The 23,064-nt window shown below is 53.5% G+C and carries 16 protein-coding genes, 1 other RNA gene and 2 pseudogenes; 7 read left to right on the top strand and 12 right to left on the bottom strand.

Features of this window, described 5'->3' with window-relative positions:
* Window positions 1-22: 22 nt before the first annotated feature.
* The gene (locus ACZ9H3_RS12375) at window positions 23-1,114 is read left to right on the top strand and encodes an HNH endonuclease (protein WP_476220957.1); all 1,092 of its coding nucleotides are present in this window, start codon (window positions 23-25) and stop codon (window positions 1,112-1,114) included.
* Between the two features lie 519 nt (window positions 1,115-1,633).
* Here ACZ9H3_RS12375 and ACZ9H3_RS12370 read toward each other — a convergent pair.
* Together ACZ9H3_RS12370 and ACZ9H3_RS12365 are read right to left on the bottom strand one after the other, a co-directional pair.
* Window positions 1,634-3,502 (bottom strand): DNA/RNA helicase domain-containing protein, encoded by a 1,869-nt coding sequence (locus ACZ9H3_RS12370; protein WP_476220955.1) that lies wholly within the window; start codon window positions 3,500-3,502, stop codon window positions 1,634-1,636.
* Window positions 3,503-3,526: 24 nt separating this feature from the next.
* Window positions 3,527-3,910 carry a nucleotide pyrophosphohydrolase gene (locus tag ACZ9H3_RS12365; RefSeq protein ID WP_476220953.1) on the bottom strand — a complete coding sequence of 128 codons (384 nt, stop codon included), beginning with the start codon at window positions 3,908-3,910 and terminating at the stop codon, window positions 3,527-3,529.
* Between the two features lie 617 nt (window positions 3,911-4,527).
* Between ACZ9H3_RS12365 and ACZ9H3_RS12360 the strand changes: the two genes are divergently transcribed.
* The 4 genes from ACZ9H3_RS12360 to ACZ9H3_RS12345 all read left to right on the top strand — a co-directional run bounded on the left by ACZ9H3_RS12360 (window position 4,528) and on the right by ACZ9H3_RS12345 (window position 11,182).
* Window positions 4,528-4,806, top strand: coding sequence for a hypothetical protein (locus tag ACZ9H3_RS12360; RefSeq protein WP_372822037.1), 279 nt, complete (start codon window positions 4,528-4,530; stop codon window positions 4,804-4,806).
* Window positions 4,796-6,010 carry an ImmA/IrrE family metallo-endopeptidase gene (locus ACZ9H3_RS12355; protein WP_476220950.1) on the top strand — a complete coding sequence of 405 codons (1,215 nt, stop codon included), beginning with the start codon at window positions 4,796-4,798 and terminating at the stop codon, window positions 6,008-6,010. The genes ACZ9H3_RS12360 and ACZ9H3_RS12355 overlap by 11 nt, the downstream gene beginning before the upstream one ends.
* A complete protein-coding gene (locus ACZ9H3_RS12350) occupies window positions 6,007-7,149 on the top strand; it encodes a beta family protein (RefSeq protein WP_476220948.1) in 1,143 nt (380 codons plus the stop codon). The genes ACZ9H3_RS12355 and ACZ9H3_RS12350 overlap by 4 nt, the downstream gene beginning before the upstream one ends.
* A 220-nt stretch (window positions 7,150-7,369) precedes the next feature.
* On the top strand, window positions 7,370-11,182 hold the full coding sequence (locus ACZ9H3_RS12345; protein ID WP_476220947.1) for an RNA-directed DNA polymerase: 3,813 nt from the start codon (window positions 7,370-7,372) through the stop codon (window positions 11,180-11,182).
* A gap of 9 nt (window positions 11,183-11,191) precedes the next feature.
* Here the strand turns inward: ACZ9H3_RS12345 and ACZ9H3_RS12340 are convergent, their stop codons facing one another.
* The 3 genes from ACZ9H3_RS12340 to ACZ9H3_RS12330 all read right to left on the bottom strand — a co-directional run bounded on the left by ACZ9H3_RS12340 (window position 11,192) and on the right by ACZ9H3_RS12330 (window position 13,803).
* Window positions 11,192-11,473: a hypothetical protein gene (locus ACZ9H3_RS12340; RefSeq protein ID WP_476220945.1), complete on the bottom strand. Its 282-nt coding sequence runs from the start codon at window positions 11,471-11,473 to the stop codon at window positions 11,192-11,194.
* Window positions 11,470-12,450, bottom strand: coding sequence for an integrase domain-containing protein (locus tag ACZ9H3_RS12335; protein WP_476222758.1), 981 nt, complete (start codon window positions 12,448-12,450; stop codon window positions 11,470-11,472). The genes ACZ9H3_RS12340 and ACZ9H3_RS12335 overlap by 4 nt, the downstream gene beginning before the upstream one ends.
* Window positions 12,451-13,326: 876 nt before the next feature.
* Window positions 13,327-13,803, bottom strand: coding sequence for a BRO-N domain-containing protein (locus ACZ9H3_RS12330; protein WP_476220943.1), 477 nt, complete (start codon window positions 13,801-13,803; stop codon window positions 13,327-13,329).
* Between the two features lie 344 nt (window positions 13,804-14,147).
* Between ACZ9H3_RS12330 and ACZ9H3_RS12325 the strand changes: the two are divergent.
* Window positions 14,148-14,343: pseudogene (locus ACZ9H3_RS12325) on the top strand (hypothetical protein).
* Window positions 14,333-14,617 carry a helix-turn-helix domain-containing protein gene (locus tag ACZ9H3_RS12320; RefSeq protein WP_476220941.1) on the top strand — a complete coding sequence of 95 codons (285 nt, stop codon included), beginning with the start codon at window positions 14,333-14,335 and terminating at the stop codon, window positions 14,615-14,617. The pseudogene ACZ9H3_RS12325 and the gene ACZ9H3_RS12320 overlap by 11 nt, the downstream one beginning before the upstream one ends.
* A gap of 36 nt (window positions 14,618-14,653) precedes the next feature.
* Here the strand turns inward: ACZ9H3_RS12320 and ACZ9H3_RS12315 are convergent.
* From ACZ9H3_RS12315 to ACZ9H3_RS12285, 7 genes and pseudogenes are all read right to left on the bottom strand, one after another.
* Window positions 14,654-14,866 (bottom strand): annotated as a pseudogene (locus ACZ9H3_RS12315) (integrase); the annotation flags it as partial.
* Between the two features lie 73 nt (window positions 14,867-14,939).
* Window positions 14,940-15,331, bottom strand: a transfer-messenger RNA (tmRNA) gene (gene ssrA, locus ACZ9H3_RS12310).
* A 124-nt stretch (window positions 15,332-15,455) separates the two neighbouring features.
* A complete protein-coding gene (locus ACZ9H3_RS12305) occupies window positions 15,456-18,266 on the bottom strand; it encodes an FAD-binding and (Fe-S)-binding domain-containing protein (RefSeq protein ID WP_476220939.1) in 2,811 nt (936 codons plus the stop codon).
* Complete coding sequence (locus tag ACZ9H3_RS12300; RefSeq protein ID WP_476220937.1) at window positions 18,263-18,934, bottom strand: LutC/YkgG family protein; 672 nt, start codon at window positions 18,932-18,934, stop codon at window positions 18,263-18,265. The genes ACZ9H3_RS12305 and ACZ9H3_RS12300 overlap by 4 nt, the downstream gene beginning before the upstream one ends.
* A complete protein-coding gene (locus ACZ9H3_RS12295; RefSeq protein ID WP_476220935.1) occupies window positions 18,934-20,388 on the bottom strand; it encodes a LutB/LldF family L-lactate oxidation iron-sulfur protein in 1,455 nt (484 codons plus the stop codon). The genes ACZ9H3_RS12300 and ACZ9H3_RS12295 overlap by 1 nt, the downstream gene beginning before the upstream one ends.
* Window positions 20,385-21,209, bottom strand: coding sequence for a (Fe-S)-binding protein (locus ACZ9H3_RS12290; protein WP_065758241.1), 825 nt, complete (start codon window positions 21,207-21,209; stop codon window positions 20,385-20,387). Before ACZ9H3_RS12290 ends, ACZ9H3_RS12295 begins: the two co-directional genes overlap by 4 nt.
* A gap of 150 nt (window positions 21,210-21,359) precedes the next feature.
* The gene (locus tag ACZ9H3_RS12285) at window positions 21,360-23,048 is read right to left on the bottom strand and encodes a lactate permease LctP family transporter (RefSeq protein ID WP_065758242.1); all 1,689 of its coding nucleotides are present in this window, start codon (window positions 23,046-23,048) and stop codon (window positions 21,360-21,362) included.
* Between the last annotated feature and the right edge of the window lie 16 nt (window positions 23,049-23,064).

The raw sequence follows: 23,064 nt of genomic DNA, 5'->3' as shown, positions 1-23,064 counted from the left end.
TTGACGAAAAAGGGCATGGCTCGTGGCGATAAAATCGGTTTCGAAGGAACGAATTGGCAAAGCTCTACTGGAGTTTGACAGTAAATACCGAAGTAAGCGCGAGTGGCTGGGGTGGGAAAATAACCAGGCTCACCGTTACGCTGTTCGTGCCGGAGGTGAGCTGTATCCCGCTAAGAAAATCGTCTCCTTAGCTACCGGTATTGCCGTAGGTGAATTCTCCGGTGGGCATCCGACCAACAGCTACCTAGAGAAGCGAGGCTTCACCGTTGTTGAGTTGCCACGCGGGGAGGGTGAGCCAGTGTTGCAGTTCACGCCGGGAGCGATATACGACCGCAAAACTGAGATCAACGGGCCGTTCGGCGGAAGCCTACAGAGTGGCATTGCCGCATCTGCTACCTACCCAGCGATTTTTTTGTTTACAGGTGATAGCGGTGAGCAATACGGGTATGCCGACCATTGGGAGGAGGGCGCTTACTTTTACACCGGTGAGGGGCAACGCGGGGCAATGACCTTGACCCGCGGCAACCGAGCCATTGCTGAGCATGCTAAGGATGGTCGTGCGCTTCACTTGTTTAAGTCCCTCGGTAAAGGAAATGGCAACGCCTACGTGGGCGAGTTTTCATGCGCCGACATGTTTACGCGAATCCAGCCGGATGTAGATGGACAGGATCGTGCGGCGCTTGTTTTTCGGTTAGTGCCTGTAGGTATTCCTAGCGGGATCATGGAGGCTGAAGTAGAGGACGATACTGACCTTTCCGACTCTCTGGCCGCCGCGCGGTTGGCTGCGTTGGCGGCATGCCAGCCAAGTAGTGATGAGTTGGGCCAATCTGCGCCGCGTAAGGTCTACCAGCGAAGCCGAAAGGTCGCGCACTATGTATTGATGCGCGCCCAGGGGGCGTGCGAAAGCTGTGAAAAACCGGCGCCATTTATGAAAAAGGACGGCACGCCCTACTTAGAGCCGCATCATGTAAACCGGCTCTCGGATGGAGGGTTAGATCACCCACGTTATGTGGGGGCTGTATGCCCGAGTTGCCATCGGGAGATTCATTCTGGGGTGCACGGAGCGTTGGTGAATGAGCGGCTGAAGCAACGGTTGGAAGCAGTTGAAGGCTGATGGAGTCGTTGTGCCAAGCTGCGCGCCTGGACTTATGCGGTTTGTCGCAGGTGTCGCCATGCGAGCCATAAGCTGCTTATGACGGCTGTTCCGCCCTAGCGTATTTGAGAGCTACTTCAGGCGCTGTTTGGGTTTTCCAAAAATTAGCGCCAGGGAGCCAGGAGTACCAAAACGACCAGAGCTCAAAATTCTTCTGCGGAAGCCAATGGCGCTGAAACCTTTGATTTAACTGGATTCCAGGCACAAAAAAAGACGCCCTTTGGCGTCTTTTTTGTTGAATTGGTGGGCCGGGGTAATCTGAAGCTAGTCGGTATCTATCTGTTTTGGCGCGTAAATAATTTTTGGTGAGCTTGCTTGGAATACCAGTTGGAACACTGCGTGGTCTGGATTCCGATGGACGGTGCTTTTTGAGCTCCGCCCCCAAAAACGAATCGGGGCCGAATCTATCAAGCAAATGGTCGCGTTGTTGATTGTTGCCCCTGCGCTCGCAGGTACAGGGGCTCCTAGCAAACGATACCGTCAATGATTGCTGTGTTGGCTAAGCCGACTCTCGAAGTATTGCGCAGTCTCTTTGTCGGTGCAGTACAGGTAGCAACCCTTCATCCCGCGTGTCATCAGGGTTCGGTATGTATTCTTGATGATCAGGTCTGTTTCTTTTTTCGCCAGAGCAGGTTGCTCTTTCATCATTTTTTTCCAGCCGCGAATCGATTTATCGTGCTTGTCGCGCTCATCCGGGGATGTCACTACTTTGCCGTCACGTACGACTAGGTCTGGCCCGATGATCACCCCGATGTAGTCGACTTCTAGACCTTGGCAGGTATGAATGCAGCCAACCTGCTCGATGGAGTTCTCAGCGATGATCCATAGGCTGCCATCCTGATCCAAGTTCCATTGGCGTTTGTAGTCACCGATGACGATATCACTAGCGTTGGAGTCTTTCTTGCTCAACCAAGGCCAACAATAGCCCGCGACCACGCGAGCTTTGTTTCCGTGGTTTTTCTCGTTGATTGCCTCATGCATCGCCTGAGGTGAGTCGAACACCTTAAACTCGTACTCTTGAGTCTCAAGCGTCGGATTTGCCGTCGAGCGAATGCTTAGCGTGTCATCCAGCCATGCTAGGTAACCGTCAGAACCGCTGCAGCGAAACTGCGAAGAAAGCACATGTTCTTCAACCACAGCACCCTTGGCTTTTGCAAAGGCGTGTATCGCCTGCTTGCTGCCGATATCGCTCAAGGTTACACGCTGGTCTTCATCAATGAAGAAAATTGAGCATTTCGCTGAATCAATCAGCTCCTTGATCTGGTTTTCCCCAAGGTTTCCATAAAGCCCGCTTTTCTCATTCAGCCGGTGAGCTTCGTCCACGATAAGCGCATCGAATGTGTTGGGCTCAGTGTCGATGAATGCCCCAGAGCCTGAAAAGAAATTCGAGAAATGGCTGCGCTTGATGGTGCCAACCAGTTTGCTCTCGTAGACCTTGCGCGGGGCTGCGTTCTTGGAGACGTATTTGCTCATCAGCTTCAATTCGGTGAGCCTCACCAGCAGATTGATAGCCAGAACGGTCTTCCCGGTGCCCGGTCCGCCTTCAATGATCATCACCTTGGGGGCTTGGTTCGAGGCCTCGCTTGCCGCCGCCAGCGCCGACTCAAAAATTGCTTTCTGATCGTCAATCAATACGAACTCGGGTTTGCCTTTCATCAACCCACCGAGGGCTTCGGCTAGAGCCTTGGACGGGCGAATTTTTCCTTCGGCCAGCTCGTAAAGAACCTCTTTGTTGTCGCCATGACTTATATGCTTTTTCAGAAAGCTTCTGAGTTTACTGAGCTCTTCCGGGCCTTTCAGAAACAGCGGAGCCTTGCTGATGTGGGGCTCGTAGTGAGCTGAGTCGATGATGCCGTCGCTGACGTAGTTATGAAGGTAGGCACACGGACGGATCTCGATGCTTTTGTCATACACCGCCTCGTTGAAGCCCTCCAGCAGCGCGGCGTATGACCATACCTGATAGGACGGGTGAATGGTCTCAACGAGGCCACCACCCAATGCCGTTTTGACGATGGCATCCTTGGTTGTGGCGTTGGCCTTACTCCATTGCTTCAGCTCGATCAGTACGGCCTTTTTTGCCTGTTTTTCGTCGCGACCGGTGAGTAGAAAGTCGATTCGCTTCGACGACTGCGGAATGTGCAATTCAATGGCCAGGCCTGCATCGCTCGGCAGGCCCTCGTCTCTAAGGACCTTGGCCATGTACGTCAGGGATCCTTGCCACGACCTGATTTCCGAGGTGCCAACGTTCTTGCCGGTAGCTTCTTTGTAATGCCTGAGGATCACCTCCTCAATGTCATCGTTATCGTTGTCTTTGAGAAATTGCTGTTTGGTCGCAGCGTAAACGATCACGGGTTGTCCTTAGATGCGCGTTGGTCAGAGTCGGTCGTACTTTTTGCTGTTGCTTTTGGCTTTATCTACGGGGTATTTCTGGCCGTTCGAGGCGAGTTTCCGTGACACCGCTTCGTTGAGATCAACGCCGAGTACGCTGCTCAGGCGAACCAGGTACATCAGTACATCCGCCAGCTCATCCTTGATGGCTTGGCCGATTTCGGGATCTGTTGCGGAGGAGATCGAATCCGCATCGCTCATCCATTGGAAAATCTCGCAAAGCTCGCCTACCTCGCCAGTGAGAGCCAGTATGAGATTTTTGGGGGAGTGGAACTGCTGCCAGTCGCGATCATCCGCGAACCGCTGGAGCGATGCGGCAAGCTTCACTACGTCAACCAGTGGCGCTGATGAACTGTCTGAGTGACTCACGGGTTTATCTCTTGGGTATCGGTGAGGGGCTAAAGCAGGTGTAGGAAATCCGGTCTTGGATTGTAAGGGTTTTCTCTGTCTGAGCAGGTTTTTTGTGTTTTCTCTTCCACGCGCGTTCTGCCGGCGGAATTCCTTGTCGGCGTTCTTGCTCTGGGCGTAGCTCAGTTAACCGCATTAACGATTATGCCCAGCGACCAGAGGCCTTTCCTTCGTCCTCGTAGAGTGTGCAGATAGGGCAGCAGTGCGTTCCTGTGGGCTCGCACTTTTCAATTTCCGCCTGTTTGCTGAGCAGTCGCTCAACTAGCTTTGCGAGGTCGGCAGGCTCCAATAGTGGGGCGGCAGGTGACAATCTGCGCCGTTTCTGGCCTTACACGTGGGGACACAGCAGTGACTGTCGTTGCTACACAGGGTAATGATGCGGCGCATGGTGGCCGAGCTAGATTTCCTGCGGGCTTACCTAGCCATCCACCGGCATTTCCCCACAGATTCAGCTGCTTGTTGAGGATGATGATAAAACGCTACCATGGAGATTCTTGCGGTGTTCCCGTTTTGGGAATTTATGCGATTGACGCGCGTTCGAAAGGGATTTATATTGATCCCAAATTGGGAACATTATTATGCATCTGGTTGGTAAGGACATACTCGACAGGCTGAGAGGGCGTGGACCAGAAATTGACACGTGGGTCAGCGCATGGGTTGCTGAAATTATCCATGCGGTGTGGACGCAGGAATCTGATCTATTTGACCAATTTCCCTCGGCAAAAGAGCGGAAGGCCGGTGTTTTTATTTTTGAAGTGAATTTAGCAAAGTGCTGGTTAGAGGTGAAAATTGTGTTTCCTCAAAAAATAGCCCTCATAACCGCGCTATTAGGTGCAGAAGAAATTGATGGACACTAAGGTCATAAAAACAGAAGAACAGCATCGAGCTTATCTGAGTGAGGTGGATAGGTTGATGTCAATGATGCCTAAGCCTGGTTCTTCAGAAAGTAATCGCCTTGAGGTTCTGATTCTTCTTATTGAAGATTATGAGAGTAAAAAACATCCGATCGATGCCCCTGACCCAATCGATGCAATTCTATTTAGGATGCATGAGAGAAATTTAAAGCAAGCAGATCTAATTCCTTACTTTGGAACTAGAAGTAGAGTTTCAGAAGTTCTGGGTCGCAAACGTCCGCTAACAGTTCCTATGATAAAGGCTCTTTCGGTCGGGTTGGGGATTTCGGCAGAAACTTTACTTGGATTATCCCATGCACAAGAAAAAAAATCGACCGACGAAGTTGACTGGTCTCGATTCCCAGTGAAAGAGATGGTTGCTAGAGGATGGATTGATAGAGCTATAGGGAAGGCTTCCAAAACTACTGAGGAAACGCTTCGGGAGTTCGTGTCCCTTATAGGATGGCAGTTCGGCGAGGCTGCATTCAGGCGTACACCATTGGGTGATGCGTACTCACCGACGACGAAATATTCTCTGTATGTATGGCTTCTCAGGGTTATTCAACGCGCTAGAGAAAGTAGTCATCTTTTAGGTACATTTGACCAGAGTAAGCTGTCGAATTCATTTTTGAAGGATTTGGCCCAGTTGAGTTGGTTTGAGAATGGGCCTCTCCTTGCTATCGAGTTTCTTAAGAAACATGGTATAGCAGTGATAATTGAACCTCATCTGAAGGGTACCATGTTAGATGGTGCCGCGTTGAAAGATGTAGACGGAACTCCCGTTATAGGGTTGACGCTTAGGCACGACCGACTAGATAACTTCTGGTTCACGTTGCTTCACGAAGTTGCGCATATATGGAAGCATATTGGTAATGAAGAGGCTTTCCTAGATGATTTAGATGCCTCTTCAGAAGATAGAAGAGAGTCGGAAGCAAATCGAATAGCGAGAGAAGCTTGTATACCTAGGGTAACTTGGAAGCGCTCTGGTGCCTACTTGGATCCCAGTAGGGAAAATATAGATAAGTTATCCAGAGAGCTAAAGATACATCCTGCTATTATCGCAGGCAGAATCCAGCGAGAGAAAGAAAACTACCAATTGTTTTCTGATTTGTTGGGGCGTGGTGAAGTTAGAAAACTACTTTCTAATAATTTTAATGGTGAGTTATGAGCCTTATTTACGTCCCAATTTTGAAAGCTAAACCTGGTGAGCTCACTGCTCTTGCCGAGCTAAAAAAGTTTGCGGCAGAAAAAATTTTACCTTGGTTCGATATTTCACCAGTAAACGACGAAAAGTTAGAAAAGCTTAGCGGTCAGCTGTTTCCTCCAATCGAATCCTACTTGAGCGGTATTGCTGCAGAGATCTCCACTGTTTGGAAAGATCGTCAGATTTTCTTAGATATGCCAAAGTGGTCTACCAATGCTCAAACAGAGGGTGGAGAGCATGTAATTCCATTTCTACGGAACCAGTTGGAGTCATTTCGCGTTAAAACAAATCTAGTTGTCGATTATGTTCGATGGGATGACCCTGTATACGTTAATGCGCTTCGTGGAGCTCGTCTAGCCTCAGCGTGTGATTTTGTTCTACGCCTTGTTATGGATTCAGATACCGTGGAGGAACTCTCTGAGGAAGAGTTTGTATTAGAGCGTCTGAACGAGATAACTGATACTTTGGACCTTGATCCGGTCCTTGTCATGGTTATGATCGACTTTGGAGACGTATCCTCTCAAAAGCACACTGTTCCTGACATTGTATCTAAGTCGGAAAAAGCGATAGCTTTGTTGAAAAGAGCTGGATTTAATAATTTTAGAGTGGCGGGCTGCTCGCTTCCTGCTTTTATATCTTCGGCGATTAAGGACCAAAATAGCACCGGCTTGGTTCTTCGGAAAGAGATGTCTGCATGGAGAACTCTGATTGTACAACCTGGATTTGAGTCGCTAGGTTTTAGCGACTATGGCATCCGCGGTCCTAATTCTAAAGAGACAGGTGGGCCGTCGAATGCGAACGGAAAAATTCGTTATACAATTCAGGAAGAGATGTTCATCGCTAGAGGTTACCCTTTGACAGAGGGGCTCAAAGGTGCTCAGCATCAGGAGCTTGCAAGGTTAGTTATTGCATCAGGTCACTGGGCTACAGAAAAGTTCAGTTGGGGGGACAATGAGATTTATCGTTGTAGCCAGGGTGAATTTTCGGGAACGTCTTCAGATTGGATCTCTATTGACACCAACCACCATATACACTCGGTTGTGCATGAGGTAATCGAGTATAAAGAACTTGTTGCTGCAAAGCGTGCAAGGCAGTTTGTATGAGGCTGTTATTTTAATTCGCTTATAATTGACCATTCAGGCGGTTAGCTGAGTCAGCATGTTAAAGTCGTGCATGAAGTATCTTCAGTGATTTAGGTTTCGTATTTTAGCCAATCGCGGATATGGTTTGTGCGGGTAGGTATGCGTACGATATGTAGTGATTTCAATTAATCTGTAACTAATAAAACAAATTAGAATGATTGTAAATTTCTGAGTTATGAAAATGGGATTACTTGCAAGTAAGTATCGTGCACTACAACCTACCTTTGAGTATCTGACAGATAAAGTTGTGCTTGCTCAAGCCTGGAAAAAGGCACATCAGTATATTCGGTCGACGAATTGGTACGCTGACAACTTTGAACTCGATAGGTCAGCACTAGATCTAGATGAACGTCTCAGTCATTGGCTCGCAGACTTAAAGAGTCCTGAATTTTCTTTCGACGCATTACGGCTAGTGCCTGCGCCTAAAGCTGAGCGTTGGGCTTTTGTTAAGGCTCAAGATCTGAATATATTAGATATGGGTTTGCTCGGTTGGGCTTTTGATGCATCAGAAGCTTATACTCATAGATGGTCTCCCGAGGCAAAAAAACCGAAACCACTTAGACCTTTAGCCCATGTTTCCATTCGAGATCAAAGCTTACTGATGGCGCTCATGATGTGCTTGGTAAATAAGGTCGAATCTAGTCAAGGAAATGCGGCTACACCTCTAAATGAAGTCCATCAGAAAAAGATAGTGAATTATGGTAATCGCCTCTATTGTCAGTTCAAGGACTCTGATGCGACCTTCGCATGGGGTAACAGTACGAGCTATAGTAAGTACTTTTCGGATTACCAAAAATTCCTTGCCAGACCTTTATATTTCGGAGCGGAGGCGCTGCAGCAGAAGCACAAGGGTCAACAAGTTTTTGAGGTTCATTTAGATATAGCTAAATTTTACGATAATATAGATCGTAACAAGTTAGTGTCTGGCATTAGAGACCTGTGTGATAATAATCTAGATCCGATCGTGGAGAGGTTGCTAGAAAGCTTTGTTAGTTGGAAGTGGGATGCAGCTAGCCCGGCTATTTATGAGGCAGTATGTAAAACTGATCAAGAAAATATTCCAAGTGGGATCCCGCAGGGCTTGGTTGTGGGCGGTTTTCTAGCGAATATTTATCTTTTGAAATTTGATGAGATAGCTCAGGCGCTAATAGGTCAGGATCTTTCGGATAATATCCGTCTTGTAGATTATTGTCGCTATGTCGATGATATGAGATTGATTGTGTTAGTGGGCGACGGTATTCGTTCGGAAGAAATTAGGTCTGTGATTGATGAAAAGATAGGTTGCCATCTTCTAGCGCTTGGCCTGAAATTCAATCATGATAAGACTAAAGTAGAGAAATTTATATATAAGCGTTCTGGAATTTCTACGAAACTTAAGGATATTCAAAGCAAGGTCAGCGGCCCGTTATCTGCCACGGAAGTAGATGAGCAGCTTGGTCATCTGGAGGGACTGATTGGTCTGGCGGATAGTCTGCGAGACTCCCAAAATGATCAGGATAACACCAATCCGCTTGCAATTATCGAAGCGCCTAGTAATGACGTTCGTGATGACACGCTGCTACGATTTTCGGCTAATAAGATTCATGCTTTGTTGAAGCAGAAGCGAAGTTTTTTTTCTCAAGAACTGGATGAAAATGGTAACCCTAAACCAGGAACCTGGGATTACCTACAAGAAAGGATGGCTCGAAAATTTATTTCATGTTGGAGTAAAGATCCATCTTTAACTCTTTTGTTGAAAAAAGGATTAGAACTATTTCCAGATAAGCGAATCCTGAAACCTGTGTTGGGCCAGCTAACGGCGGTCGCTCAGCGTGGGGCTGAACTCCACCAGCAGCAAGTTGCTCAGTATTGTTTGGGGGAAATTTTTCGTCACGCGGCAACAGTAATACATACAAAAGACAAATGGACATTTCCAGCACATGCTGACACAAATGGTTTTTTTGAGCAGCTGCAAAATCTAGCGGTAAATATCATTTGTTCTTTGTCTGTGCATAAAAATCTTATTGATCAGGCAATGTTTTATTGCTTGGTTAGGAATGACTCTCCCTTAGATCAAGATACAAGTAGTGATGATTTTAATGTCATTACAAAGATGATGAAAGGATATCGTAACATTTCAGCAAAAATGAGTGCTGCTGATTTTACAGCTAATGCACTTCTATCCTATCAGTTGTCGTGTGATAAGGGATTGGTCGTTCGTGCTGTCAGTTGTTTGCTAGAAAAGTCTTTTGCAAAGGTTTTTCCTTTGCCTGCCGGTAGTCTATGTAGATTAGATGTAAAAAGATTTTGCAAGAAAATAGCTGTTGAGTCACCAGCGTTCTTGTCTGCCTTAGCTGATTATGCGAAAAATAACGATTGCGGTTGGATATCTGAATGCAAAGACGTTATGGAAAAGGCTGGCCTATTTCAGTTGGCGATTACCGGCGACCTTAACCGTTTTAATGGAAAGCCTATTTCTCTACTTGGGGTTGTCAAAAGGACAGATAATCCGTTTGCACATGAGAACTCCGCTCTTGCTTTGTTGCTGGCGTTGCTGAATGGTGGTGACTTCGATTGTGAATTGGATTCTCTAACTGAAAATTCGTTAGATCTTCTTTCTAATATTGATCTAGGGAAATGCACGATAACATGCTCGAACTGGGGCAAAATTCAGTCGTTGGATGTTCGATTCAGTGTCGTGATCGACTTTGATGAAGATCCGATATTTCCTTTGCCGGAATGGATTGAGGAAAATCACAAGCCTCTATACAGGTTAGGAATCTTCCTCCGTAGTTGCTTAATGGGCAATGTTGACTGGTCTTCAATGACCCCAGCTGACTCAAGTCAGGCTCGATATATAGGTTTGAGATCGAGCTTTGTTAAGCGTCAGTTAGGCATGATGCATTCTCCTGAAGCTTTGAATGGTGAGACGGCACCTATGTCTAACTGGGTTTCCAGTCTTCTGTTTGCTTTACTGCAATGGCCGGGAACCAATTTGCATGAGGGGAATTATGAATGGCCAAAAATTTGGGATATTAAAACCCTTCAGAAATTAACAGTTGAACGCTTGAAGTATCAGAAAAAGCTATTCTGTAAGATGGCAGGTATTCCTGCATATGTAGAAAAATTTAGCTTTGATTGGCAGAAAGATAAGAAGTCACTAAAGGTTGTTATGGTCCAATCTTTGTTGCCGTTGAAGGGCGACTTCCAAGAGCATGGGCTTATGTTGGATACACCTAAATATAGGTCTAGACATCGCAGGCACATAGCCTCTGTTGCTGAGTTGATCTTACACAAGGCTCATAGTCAGCGTAGTATTGATGATCTGAATTACAAGGATAGTAGTATAGATCTTATAGTTTGGCCGGAATTATCAGTTAGTGAACAGGATACTGATATTCTGCATCAGCTCGCGAATAAAACTGGGGCAATGATTTTTACAGGTTTAACTTTTGTGAAGCTTCATGGGGTGGAAGGCCCCAATAATGTAGCGAAATGGCTCATACCTCAAAAGCTTTCAGCGGGTAAGAAATTTATAAGTAGGCTTCAGGGTAAATTTAATATGATGAAGGACGAAGTTGGCAAGGTGAAACCTTGGCGTCCTTATCAGCTGTTAATTGAGTTAGTTCACCCAGCATTTCCGAAGGATAAAGGATTCACGCTCTCAGGGTCAGTATGTTACGATGCTACTGATATAAAGATTAGTGCTGACTTGAAAGATAAGTCAGATGCATACTTGGTCGTTGCGTTGAATCAAGATGTGACCACATTTGATTCAATGGTGGATGCTTTGTATTATCACATGTATCAACATGTTGCACTGGTTAACACTGGTGAGTTTGGCGGTTCGGTTGCTAAGGCGCCATATAAAGAGCGCTATGATAAACTTATAACTCATGTTCATGGGTCCAATCAAGTGTCGATATCATCTTTTGAAATGAATATGTTTGATTTTCGGAGCGTTGGGTCTAGTTATAGGTCTGGTAAAAAGTTAAAAACTAAACCTGCAGGGTGACCTGGCTTGTTATGGGGTGTTTTTAAAAGCGTTTTGTTTTTCAAAACGCTTTATTATTAATTTGATGGTGGTTTTATAGTAATTCCAAGTGGCTTCGCTTCGGCCATTTCTTTTGTTTATAAGAAACCAAGCAAAATGTTTGCGTTTCCAGGTCCATGGATTCTCTCTACTCCACCGCTCAGCGATTGCTGTTTGAATTGTCTTCGCCTGGCAAATGTGGTGTTGGCGGGTGGAGTAAGACCCGGTCAAAACGCTTGCCAGGAATAGGTCCATGTCGAATGGCTTACTCATGCGCGCCCTCCAATGTAGGCAGCTACCACATCGACTCGACCGTGCCCGAGCTCATAGCTGATTTGCCTTCGTGCCTCACGATCAAGGTTCTTATCTACGAGGTAATATTGGCCTCCGTTGATAGGCGCACGGTGTTGGGTGATTTGCTCATAGCGTTCACATGCGAACGCCGCCCGTAGTTCATGAAAGCCTTTGACGTTGTCGGCATGGAGGATGTCCCGGGCAGGGCGAACGACTTCCTGCAGAACGTTCAGATAACTCTCGTTTGGCGCAATCAGATTGCGGCTACCAGCAGGCGACACCTGCTTCGCCAATGCAAGCGCATCACGCACATAGCGATCCACCGCAATCCAACGTGGCGCCGAGACGCCGGCGCGGCCACCTTTGGTACCGTCCTGGATGTTGATCTTGCCGCAGACTTCAGCCTCACGGCCTAGCCGTGGCAGGTCGGCCAAGATGGCCTCACGCAAGCTCATGCCGGTGGCTCGCGCCAACAGGACGATCGCGGCGGCCCGTCTCTGCTCACGACTGCAAAGCGCATCGACGATCTGCTGAATCTGTTCGCGGTCTTGGCCCTGCGGCACCGAATGTCGAACCCGAGTGCGCTGCATACCCAATGCCTTGCTCGGACTCGGCAACTTCACGCACTGATCACCGCGAAGCGCCGCCATGGTCCTGTTAACGCTGGATAACCGATTTTGTGCGGTGCTGACGGCGAGGTCACCGCGTCCAACAACGTCGCGCAGATACGCCGCATAGTCGGCTAATGCCTTCCGATCAATTTGCCGCGCATCGTTGATACCGGGCCCCTGTTCGGAGCGGCACAACTTGACGAATGCCTGCCAGCGATCACAGTCCGCCTTGGCCGTGCCGTAGTGGCCTCCGCCGAACATATCTTTCAGCGCTTGTGGTCCTGCGTAACTCAATTGCCTGCCGTAGCCGAAATTACGGCCACCGCGTCTACCCACCAATGCCATATCGGTCACCGCATCTTCTGCTCTCCAGTCCTCGCCCCATGTCATCCCGCCAAGAATGCTGAGTGTTATCAGGGATCAAGGCCCCTGCGACCTGTGGGGATGTCCTCTAGCGCGGGACTGGTGGCTCTCTACGACCGGGAGCAAGGGCATCTCATGATCTGGCTTCCTGAGCACCGTTACCGGTGGGCGGGTGGAGGCTGCATTGGCTGACGAGACCAGCGCCGCGAGATCCTGAGTCGGTAGCGGCAGGCAGTTATGCGATGAACCGGGCGTGCCTGACTGTTAGTCAGGTGCAGTCCATTCCCTAGTCTGCGGCACCATCATCTGCATCGCTGCTGCGGGTGACGCGGGCGTGATCTGTCGCAGCTCTACGGTGGATAACTTTGCGTCGATCACGTTGGGCGTGACTGCGCGCCTAATTGGAAGCGAGCGCGCATGGGCAGGGACCACCTAGGTATGGCGTAGCCCTAAAGGTCCTGGCTACCTGGGCTTGCTGTCGAGGACAGCGTCTTTACACACCTGATGTAACGCTTGTTTGGCGGTTGGTCAACGGCGTTTCGGATGGTTTTTTTTACACGGGGTGATGGCGCTGGATATTGGCGGATGCAGGTGGACTTACCTGGCCTGATGACCGCTTGTCGTATTTTTTTGAGCCCCTGAGGGTGCGAAGGCAAAGCCTTCCTGTCCTCAGGGGCTTGGCTTTAAAAGCCCAGCGACAGCAGAAAAATAGTGGCGACTGTCGCCACGGGGGAAATACGGGAGGCTTTTTGCTCTGGCCTGACGGATATAGAAGGGGGGCAAACTTTCGAGATGTTCCGCGCCACCGCGGCCTATGACAGCGGCACGGCGTCGCGAGATGGACCGTGAGAGGTCAATTTACCGACTGAGTCCGTTGGCATGCTCGACTGATGGCATCAGCACTGGCATATCCCGCCATTGAATCCAGGCGGTGTTTTGCCAATGCAAAAGACTCACGGAACGACCCGCCCAATGCAGCGTGGTGAGCGTTGGCCCATTCTCTGCTGTGGAGGCTGTGGTTGTTCGTAGTGCGGGGATGACGTCATGCGTCAACCACTGCCGAAGGTTTCGATTTTCAGGGATCTGGTGATAGATCATGAGCGCATACATGCCGGACTCGCTCACCATCAACGTCTCCTGAATTTCCCCGTGGTAGTTCAGCGAGAGAACACGATACTGGTCGGTGTCGAGTTTGCGAATGAGGCGCTCGTTCAGGGAGTAGCCCATAAGCCTGCCGAGATCGACAACGCTAAACCAGGCTTGAGCGTCGAGTATCAATGCATGGATGAAACGATTGTTGCGCGTGAACCGCGAGGGTTCGAAATGCTCGTTCATTTTGAATTTTCCACTAGAGGTGATAACACCGCCTCCTGACGCCAATCAGGGTGGGCGGAACCGTATGGGTTGGCGTACCGGCTAGTTGGACCCCGGCGCATCCGAAGATGCCCACATACGGCCCGCCCATAACAGGCAGCCACATGCAGGACACGAAAAAGCCGCGACAGCGGCTTTTGTGTCTTCCGAACCAGACAGGACGCCAATCCTGTATCGCTAATGGGTAGCGATGCATAGACCTTACTGCTTGATGCCTGCAAGAGCAAGGTCCTGGAGGCGCTGGTGCTCGGCATTGCAAGCATCCGACCAGCGAACCGTGCACCGCTTTGCCGTATGTTTTTGCCATGTACACGATCATCGAAACCGAGATATTCAAGCGTTACGCCGAATCAATCTGGCGTGATGACGAGCGCTAGGAGTTCATCACTTGGTTGGCGGCAAACCCGCTGGCTGCTGATCGCTTACACCAAGGCGAAGTTCGACAACTTGCCGACAGCCTTCCTGAATCAATTGAAAGAGGAAATCAGTAATGGACCATGAAATGGAAAGCTTTCAGAAGGACTTGCTGGCTTCGGTACGTCAAATGAAGGCTGGCAAGGCCGCACGCACAACCGAGGTGAAGCTTTCGGCTGCGGCTAAGGCCCGGGCCAAAGTCGGCGTGTCTCAAAGTGCACTTGCGGAGCTACTGGGCGTCAGCCTGCGCACGCTGCAGGATTGGGAGCAAGGTCGTCGGCGACCTGCCGGTGCGGCACAGACCCTGTTGCGGGTTGCCAGCCAGCACCCGGAAGCGTTGCGAGACCTCCAGGCCATCTGACAGCCAGTTCCATCACCGCCAGCGACGGTTGTCCGATCAACGAATCGGTACGACGTTACCGCTTCGGTCGCTATGGATAGCCGTAACCGATAGATCCCCTGTTGCCGCTTTTGGGATGTACTCGCTCCACCAAACCATCATCGGGCGCCGGCGCTCGATGTAGTCCGCTCGGTTGTACGCGCTTCGGACTTCGACTTTATCGACGTGGGCGAGGGCGACTTCGATCAACTCCGGGGCCCATCCATGTTCGCAATAAAAAAGCCGTAAAGCTTTGATTTCTCTAGGCTTTACGGCTTTTCTGGGTCTTCCTGGGAAGACAAATTGGTGGAGCCGGGGGGATTTGAACCCCCGTCCGCCAGTACTCCGCTGTCGGTACTACATGCTTAGCCGTGTCTATTAAGTTAACCCTCAGCGGCCCGACGGGCAGGGTGCATTGGGCGAGTTGTGTAAGTTTTAGCCACTTCGTCCACAACGTACTACGCGGCGATCCTGTTCTGTATGACAATCACTTCGGGTTTACAGGCATCCCCTGGTGATTGCTGGAGCCGAAGCTACCAGAAGAGCGGGCTCAGCTGCTTACGCAGCGAGAGCGTAGCCCTCGTAGGTTTCGTCATTGGCAACTATAGAAAGTTGCAACAGTGGATTTACGAGTTCTGTTACCAACTCGGCATGCACCTAGAGTTTCGCTACCGGCGTCGAATCCTAATCGGCCCCAATTGCTGCTCTAGCTGGAACGCTTTCTAGGCGTTCACAGGGGAGTATACGCTTTCGCTGGGGTAACGTCGACTGTCTGCTGGAACCATGGATCGCCGGCCAGGCTGGCGATCCATGGTTGCACTCAGATAGCCCGGGCCCGTGTCACCCGGTCCACCAGGTAAACCAAACCGTGGTAGTCGATGCCGCCATGGTTGGACAGCCCGATTTCACAGGTGCGGCTGGTGGAGATCCCTTCGCTGCAATGCTGCACCGCATCCTTCAGGCTGCGCAGTGAGTGGGCATTGAGCTCCGGTGTGGTAAAGCCTTTGTCGCCAGCGAAACCACAGCAGTGAATGCCTTCCGGAATCACCACCTGCTTGCTGCAGCGCCGCGCCAGGTCGATCAGTGCCTGGCTTTCGCCCAGGTGCTGGGTGCTGCAGGTCACGTGGACGGCAATCGGTTCGTCCTGCGGTGTGAACTCCAGTTTGTCGACCAGGTGGGTGCGTATGAAGCGCACTGGGTCGTACAGGTCCAGCCGTGTGTCGGCCAGGTCCTGAACCAGGCGCAGGGTGCAGGGGCTGGTGTCGCAGTAGATAGGGTCGAGCCCGCCGCGGCTGGCATGCAGTAGCGCGCTGATGAGTTCCTGGCGTTTGTGCTCGGCCTGCTCGGCGTAGCCCTTGGAGGCAAACGGCTGGCCGCAGCAGAGGCCGTCCTGGTTCTCGGGGAAGACCACCTGGTAACCGGCCTTTTCCAGCAGCGCGCGGGTTTTGTCCAGCAGTGAGGTCTGCTCACGGTCGCCCGCGGCTGGGCCCATGACCCGCGAAACGCAGGCGGCCAGGTACACCACGCGGGGGCGGGCATCGTGGCTGCTCGGGCTGAAGCGCATGGCTTTGAGCGGCTGCGGCATGGCCGCCGTCCACTGCGGTATACGGCCCTTGCTGAGCTCGCTCAGTGTGTTGCTGATACGGCCCAGGCGCGGTGCGCCGAGCAGCTTGCGTGCCGTATCTGCAGCCATCAGGGTCAGGCGGGCTCCGCTGAGCGCCGAGTGGAAGTGCTCGGCCAGCCAGTCCGCGGTTTTTACATGCTGTGCGGCCTGGCCGCGAAGTTTTTTCACCAGTTCGCCCGTGTTGATGCCTACCGGGCAACGCTGTGCGCACAGGCCGGTAGCGGCACAGGTATCGATGCCTTGGTACTGGTAGTCGCGCTCCAGTTCTCGGGTATCAATGCCGGCGCGCTTCTTGGCCTGGATGTCACGCCACATGACGATGCGTTGACGTGGGCTGAGGGTCAGCCCCTTGGACGGGCAGACCGGTTCGCAGAACCCGCACTCGATGCACTTGTCGACGATTTCGTCGGCCGCCGGCAACGGCTTGAGGTTCTTCAGGTGGATCTGTGGGTCTTGGCTGAGCACCACATCCGGGTTGAGGATGCCGTTGGGGTCAAGCAGGCGCTTGAGCGACCACATCAGTTGGTAGGCGTCCTCGCCCCATTCCAGTTCGACGAACGGTGCCATGTTGCGCCCGGTGCCGTGCTCGGCCTTCAGCGAGCCGCCGAACTCGACGGCCACCAGGTGCGCCACGTCGTCCATGAACGCCTGGTAGCGTGCGACTTCCTCGGCGCTGTTGAAGCCTTGTGTGAAGACGAAGTGCAGGTTGCCTTCCAGTGCATGGCCAAACAGGATCGCTTCGTCGTAGTGGTGTTTGTCGAACAGGGCGATCAGGCGGTTCACGCCGATGGCCAGTTGTTCCACCGGGAAGGTCACGTCTTCGATGATTACCGTCGTGCCGGTTTTGCGCACGGCGCCGACGGCCGGGAAGGTGTCTTTACGAATGGCCCAGAGCTTGGCGTTTTCCTTGGCGTCTTCGGTGAAGTCCACCTGCTTTTCCACCGGAAACGGTGCCAACGAGGCCATGATCTGTGCCAGTTGCTCATGCAGCAGTGCCTGGCTGGCGGCGCGCGACTCGATCAGCAGTGCGCAGGCGCTTTCCGACAGTTGCTGGACGAAGGCCGGCATTCCCGGTTTGTCTTGAACTGAACGCAGGCTGCGACGGTCAAGCAGCTCGACGGCTGAGACTGGCTGGCTCTTCAGGACGCTGACGGCGGTGCAGCAGGTCTCCACATCCGGGAAGACGATCAGAGCCGAAGCCTTGTGCGGGTGGTCGATCACGGTGTCGTAGGTGACCGCACTGATGAAGCCCAAGGTACCCTCGGAGCCGACCATCAGGTGGGAGAGGATATCCAGCGGCTGGTCGTAGTCGATCAGGGCATTGAGCGAGAGACCGGTGGTGTTCTTCAGGCGGTATTTGTGGCGGATTTTCGCAGCCAGTTCGGTGTTGGCGCGTGTCTCGCGGCCAAGCCGGGCGAGTTCGTCCAGCAGTGCGGCGTGGCTCTGCTCGAAGGCGCGGACGCTGGCTGGGTCCTCACTGTCCAGGCGCGTGCCATCGGCCAACACCAGGCGCATGCCGGCCAGCGTGTGGTAGGTGTTCTGGGCGGTGCCACAGCACATGCCGCTGGCGTTGTTGGCAACGATGCCGCCGATCTTGCAGGCGTTGATCGAGGCCGGGTCAGGGCCGATCTTGCGCCCGAAGGGGGCCAGCCAGGCGTTTGCCTGCGCGCCAATCACCCCGGGTTGCAGGCGGATCTGCTGGCCCTGGGTGCGGATTTCGCGCCCGTTCCAGTTGTCGCCCAGGACGATCAGCACCGAGTCGCTGATGGCTTGCCCGGACAGGCTGGTGCCCGCCGCTCGGAAGGTCACCGGCACTTGGTCGCGTTGAGCCAGTTTGAGCAGGGCGACCACTTCATCCTCAGACTCGACACGAATCACCAGCTTGGGGATCAGCCGATAGAAACTGGCGTCGGTACCGAAGGCTAACGTTGAGGTTGGATCATCGAAGCGGCGGTCCTTAGGGATCAGCCGCTGAACGTCGTGCAGAAACGAGGCAGGCAGGCTCATTGGTCCTCCAGGATCAACACCACCAGGTCTTTCGGGCCGTGGGCGCCGTAGGCCAGTACCTGCTCGATGTCGGCTGTTTTCGAGGGGCCGGAGATCAGCAGGGCGTTGGTCGGCATGCCGGCGGCCCAGGAAAACTTCTGCTGGACCTCGTAGAAGTTGTCATGGATTTCGCTGGCCTTGAGCAGGGCGAAATGCACCGGCGGCACCAGGCTCATCAAGCGTGGTTCCTGTGGGGTTGGCCAGACGATCAGGCTGCCAGTCGCGGCGATTGCGCCCAAGGTACCGGTGAGGCTGGCCGGGGTGTCATTGAACAGCTCGGCCTTCCACTCTTCCACGGGCCGGTCGTAGGCCTTGAGTGGCGGCAAGTCGCTGCATTGCTGCCAGTAGGCCGACAACTGCTGGCCGTGAGCCGTGGCCGGGGCGATCAGCAGGCTTGGCAGCTGGCGTTCACGCATCAGTTGCGCCACACGCTGCGGCCAATCGGCAGCGCTCGTCAGGTGGATTTCGGTATGCACCGCTTCCATCAACTTGCGCAGTTGGGCAATGCGTTGCTCGGGAGCATAGCGCCAAGGTTCGGTGACCAGCGCTTCATCGAAATTGTCGGCCAGCGGTGTGGTGCCGCTGAGGCTCTTGCGCAGTTTGGCGAGGATGTTCTGTTTTGCGCTCATCAGTGCTTGTCCTGCTTGGCCAGGTGTTCACGCGCCAGCTCATGCAGCGAGCGGGCAGCCGGTTTCGGGGCGCTGTGGTTCTGTGTCCAGGGGCCGACGTTGTTCGGCACCCACTGGCGCAAGCGGGTGGCGAAGAAACCGAACAGGCGGTAAAGCCCAGGCGATGTATTCAGGCGAGCCCAGAAGTTCCAGATCATCCGCTCCTTGCGTGAATACTTGCTGCCTTGGCCACGCATGACTTGATGCGGGCTGTCCGGGGCTTTCACGTTTTCTTCGCGCAAGCGGCGCAACAGGGCCGGAATTGGGATCTTCACCGGGCAGACTTCACCACAGGCACCGCACAGCGATGACGCGCTCGGGTGGTCTGGAACCTTGGCCAGGCCGACCATGTGGGGGGTGATGATCTTGCCGATAGGGCCGGGGTAGACCTCACCGTAGGCGTGGCCACCAATGCGGGTGTAGACCGGGCAATGGTTCATGCAGGCGCCACAGCGGATGCAGTTCAGGGTCTGGCGCAGTTCGCTGTCGGCGAAGGCCTGGCTGCGGCCGTTGTCGAGCAGCACCAGGTGGACTTCCTGTGGGCCGTCGAGCTCTTCTGCCTTGCGTGGGCCGGAGATCATGTTGACGTAGGTGGTGATCGGCTGGCCAAGCGCGGAGCGGGTCAGCAACGACAGCAGCGGCACCACATCGCGCAGGTTCTCGACCACTTTCTCGATGCCGGTCACGGCAATATGCACCGGCGGCACAGTGGTGGACATACGCCCGTTGCCTTCGTTCTCTACCAGCAGCAAGGTGCCGGTTTCGGCAACGGCGAAGTTGACCCCGGAGACGCCGACATCAGCCTCGAAGAACTTTTCACGCAGTACCCGGCGGCCGATCTGAATAAGTTGGTCAACGTCCTTGGTGTACTCCACGCCAAGTTTGTCGTGGAACAAGGACGCGACCTGGCCGGCATTCTTATGGATTGCCGGCATAATGATATGAGAAGGCTTCTCGTGGTCGAGCTGGACGATGAACTCGCCCATGTCCGATTCCAGGCATTCAATACCCTGTTCAGCGAGGACATGGTTCATCTCCATTTCTTCGCTGACCATCGATTTGCCCTTGATCACTTGCCGGGCCTCGTGAGCCCGGATGATCGAGAGGACGATGCCATTGGCTTCGTCCACCGTTTCCGCCCAGTGTACCTTCACACCGTTGCGAGTCAGGTTCTGCTCAAGCTGCTCGAGCAAGTCGGGCAGCTTGGATAGTGCACGAGCGCGAATGGCGTTACCCAGTGCGCGCAGATGCTCACGTTCATGAGCATCACTGAAGGCCACGGCGCGCTTGGTCATCAGCGAGTCCATGGCACTGCGGAAGTTGTTCCGCAGTTGTTGATCGCCCAAGGCCTTGTGAGCCCGAGCGCGAAAATCGTCCTGCACCTCGACGGTCGGAATCAGCGATGGCGTGCTCATTGACCACCCCCGGTACGTTGCCAGAGGAAGCTGGCCAAGTGTTGGCCGCGCAGCGCTTCACGCTGTTTTTCCAGGGCGCCGTTGATGTTCATCAGGCAACCGCAGTCGGCGCTCACCACCTGGTGGGCACCGGAGTCTTTCAAGGCGCGGGTCTTGTCTGCGACCATTGCACCGCTAATGTCTGGCATACGGACGCTGAAGGTGCCGCCAAAGCCACAACATTCGCTTTCATGGTCGTGTTCGACCCGTTCCACATTACCCAGTTGTGCCAGCAGCGCACGCCCGTGTACATGGGTGTTCATTTCCCGGCGTGCCGAGCATGACGTGTGCAGCGCCACTTTGACCGGATTACCGCTGTCCTGCAGTTGCACCTTGCACACATGCAGCAGGAATTCGGCCAGCTCATAGGTACGCGCCGCAAGCGCCTTGACCTGTTGCAGCGTGGCAGGTTCGTCGTGGAACAGGTCCGCATAGTGTTCGCGAATCATGCCCGCACACGAGCCCGACGGGACGACCACCGGATAATCGCCGGCAAACAGCGCCAGTTGTGCCCTGGCCACTTCCCGGGCCTGCTCGGTGTAACCGCTGGTGTAAGCCGGTTGACCACAGCAGCTCTGGCCTTGGGGGTACTCGACACGAATGCCCTCACGCTCCAGCAGGCGGATCGCGTCCATGCCCGCTTCCGGGTAGAACAGATCGACCACACAGGTACCGAACAGGTAGACCTTCGCGGGTTTGTGTTGTGGGTATTCCCGTGGTTGGGGCAGTGGCGGTGCGACGCGGGTGGCGTTAGGCACGGCGTTGTAAAACAGGTCGCTCATCAGGCGTGTCTCCGGGTGGGCCCGGTTATCCATCCTGCGTGCTGCCGGCACTTTATCCAGCGAAGCTTTCGGCAACCTTGCAGGCGGGGTTGTTGAACAACTGGCGCGAGCGTGCCCGCGCCAGGTTTATTGCATCAAGCGTAACGTGAATCAGTGCACCAGCATGCCGGTCAGCCAGTACGCCTGGATCAGGGTGATCAGGCCGACGATGGTGGCAAAGAACAGGCTGTGCTTAAGCGTGAAGCGGAACAGGTCCGACTCTTTGCCGACCAGGCCGGTGGCGGCGCAGGCGACAGCGATGGACTGTGGCGAAATCATCTTGCCGGTAACGCCGCCGCTGGTGTTGGCCGCAACCAGCAGGGTGTCGTTGACCCCGATCTGGTGTGCGGTGGTGGCTTGCAGCGAGCTGAACAGCGCGTTGGACGAGGTGTCCGAACCGGTCAGGAACACGCCCAGCCAACCCAGGAACGGCGAGAAGAACGGGAACGCAGCGCCTGTACCGGCCAGCACCAGAGCCATCGTCGAGGACATGCCCGAGTAGTTGGTGACGAAGGCAAAGGCCAGCACCATGCCAATCGAAAGAATAGGCCAGCGCAGCTCGTAGAAGGTCTCTTTCAAAGTGGTCAGACCAGTTTTGACGTTGATCTTCAGTACCAGCATCGAGATCAGGGCAGAGAAGAAAATCGCCGTACCGGTGGCCGAGATCGGGTCAAGTTTGAACACCGCCGGGATCGCCGTTGGGTTGGCAACGATCGGTGCGCTCTTGATGACCAGTTGATCCAGGTGCGGGATGGCAAAGTTGAACACCCAGCTGTACATCGAGCCGCCAGCGGCGAACATCGCCTTGAACGGTTTCAGGGTCCAGATGGTGACCAGCACGGTGAGGATCAGGAACGGCGACCAGGCTTTGAAAATTTCACCCAGGCTGTAAGGCGACGGCTGGGTCGTGCGTGGCTGACCAAAGCCACCAGCGCTCTGAACGGCAGCCGCGCCCACGCTGGCGTTGGCGGTTGCGAACGAGCGCTTGGGCTGCCAGACCTTCAGGAACAGGGTCAGGGAGATCAGGCTGGCCAAGGCCGAGGTGATGTCCGGCAGTTCCGGGCCGATGAAGTTGGAGGTGAAGTACTGAGTGACGGCGAAGCTCAGGCCGGCGACCAGCGCTGCTGGCCAGGTCTCTTTGACGCCGCGCAGGCCGTCCATCATGAACACCAGCCAGAACGGTACGAACATCGACAGCAGTGGCAGTTGGCGACCGGTCATGGCGCCAATCTTGAACGCGTCGATGCCGGTAACTTGTCCGGCCACGATGATCGGGATGCCCAAGGCACCGAATGCTACTGGCGCGGTGTTGGCGATCAGGCACAGGCCGGCAGCGTAGAGCGGGTTGAAGCCCAGGCCTACCAGCAACGCTGCGGTGATGGCCACAGGCGCGCCGAAGCCGGCCGCACCCTCAAGGAACGCACCGAAGCAGAAGCCAATCAGCAGCACCTGCAGGCGTTGGTCGTCGGTAATCGACAACACCGAGCTGCGGATGACTTCGAACTGACCGCTCTTGACCGTCAATTTGTACAGGAAGACGGCGGCGACGATGATCCAGGCGATGGGCCACAGGCCATAGGCAAAGCCATAGCCGGCAGCGGCGAACGCCATGTCGGCAGGCATCTGGAACGCAAAGATCGCTACCAGGATCGACAACGCCAGGGTAATGCTGCCAGCGATGTGGCCTTTGAGGCGGAATACGGCCAGAGCCAGGAAGAAGAACACGATGGGGATGACTGCCGCCATAGCGGACAAGCCAAGACTGCCAAGCGGACTGTAGATCTGTTGCCAGGTTTGCATATGGGGTGGCCCCTAA

The organism is Pseudomonas sp. TE3910 (genome assembly GCF_056279025.1).
Note: the sequence above shows the minus strand (reverse complement) of the source record. Positions and strands in the feature narration are given on the sequence as shown.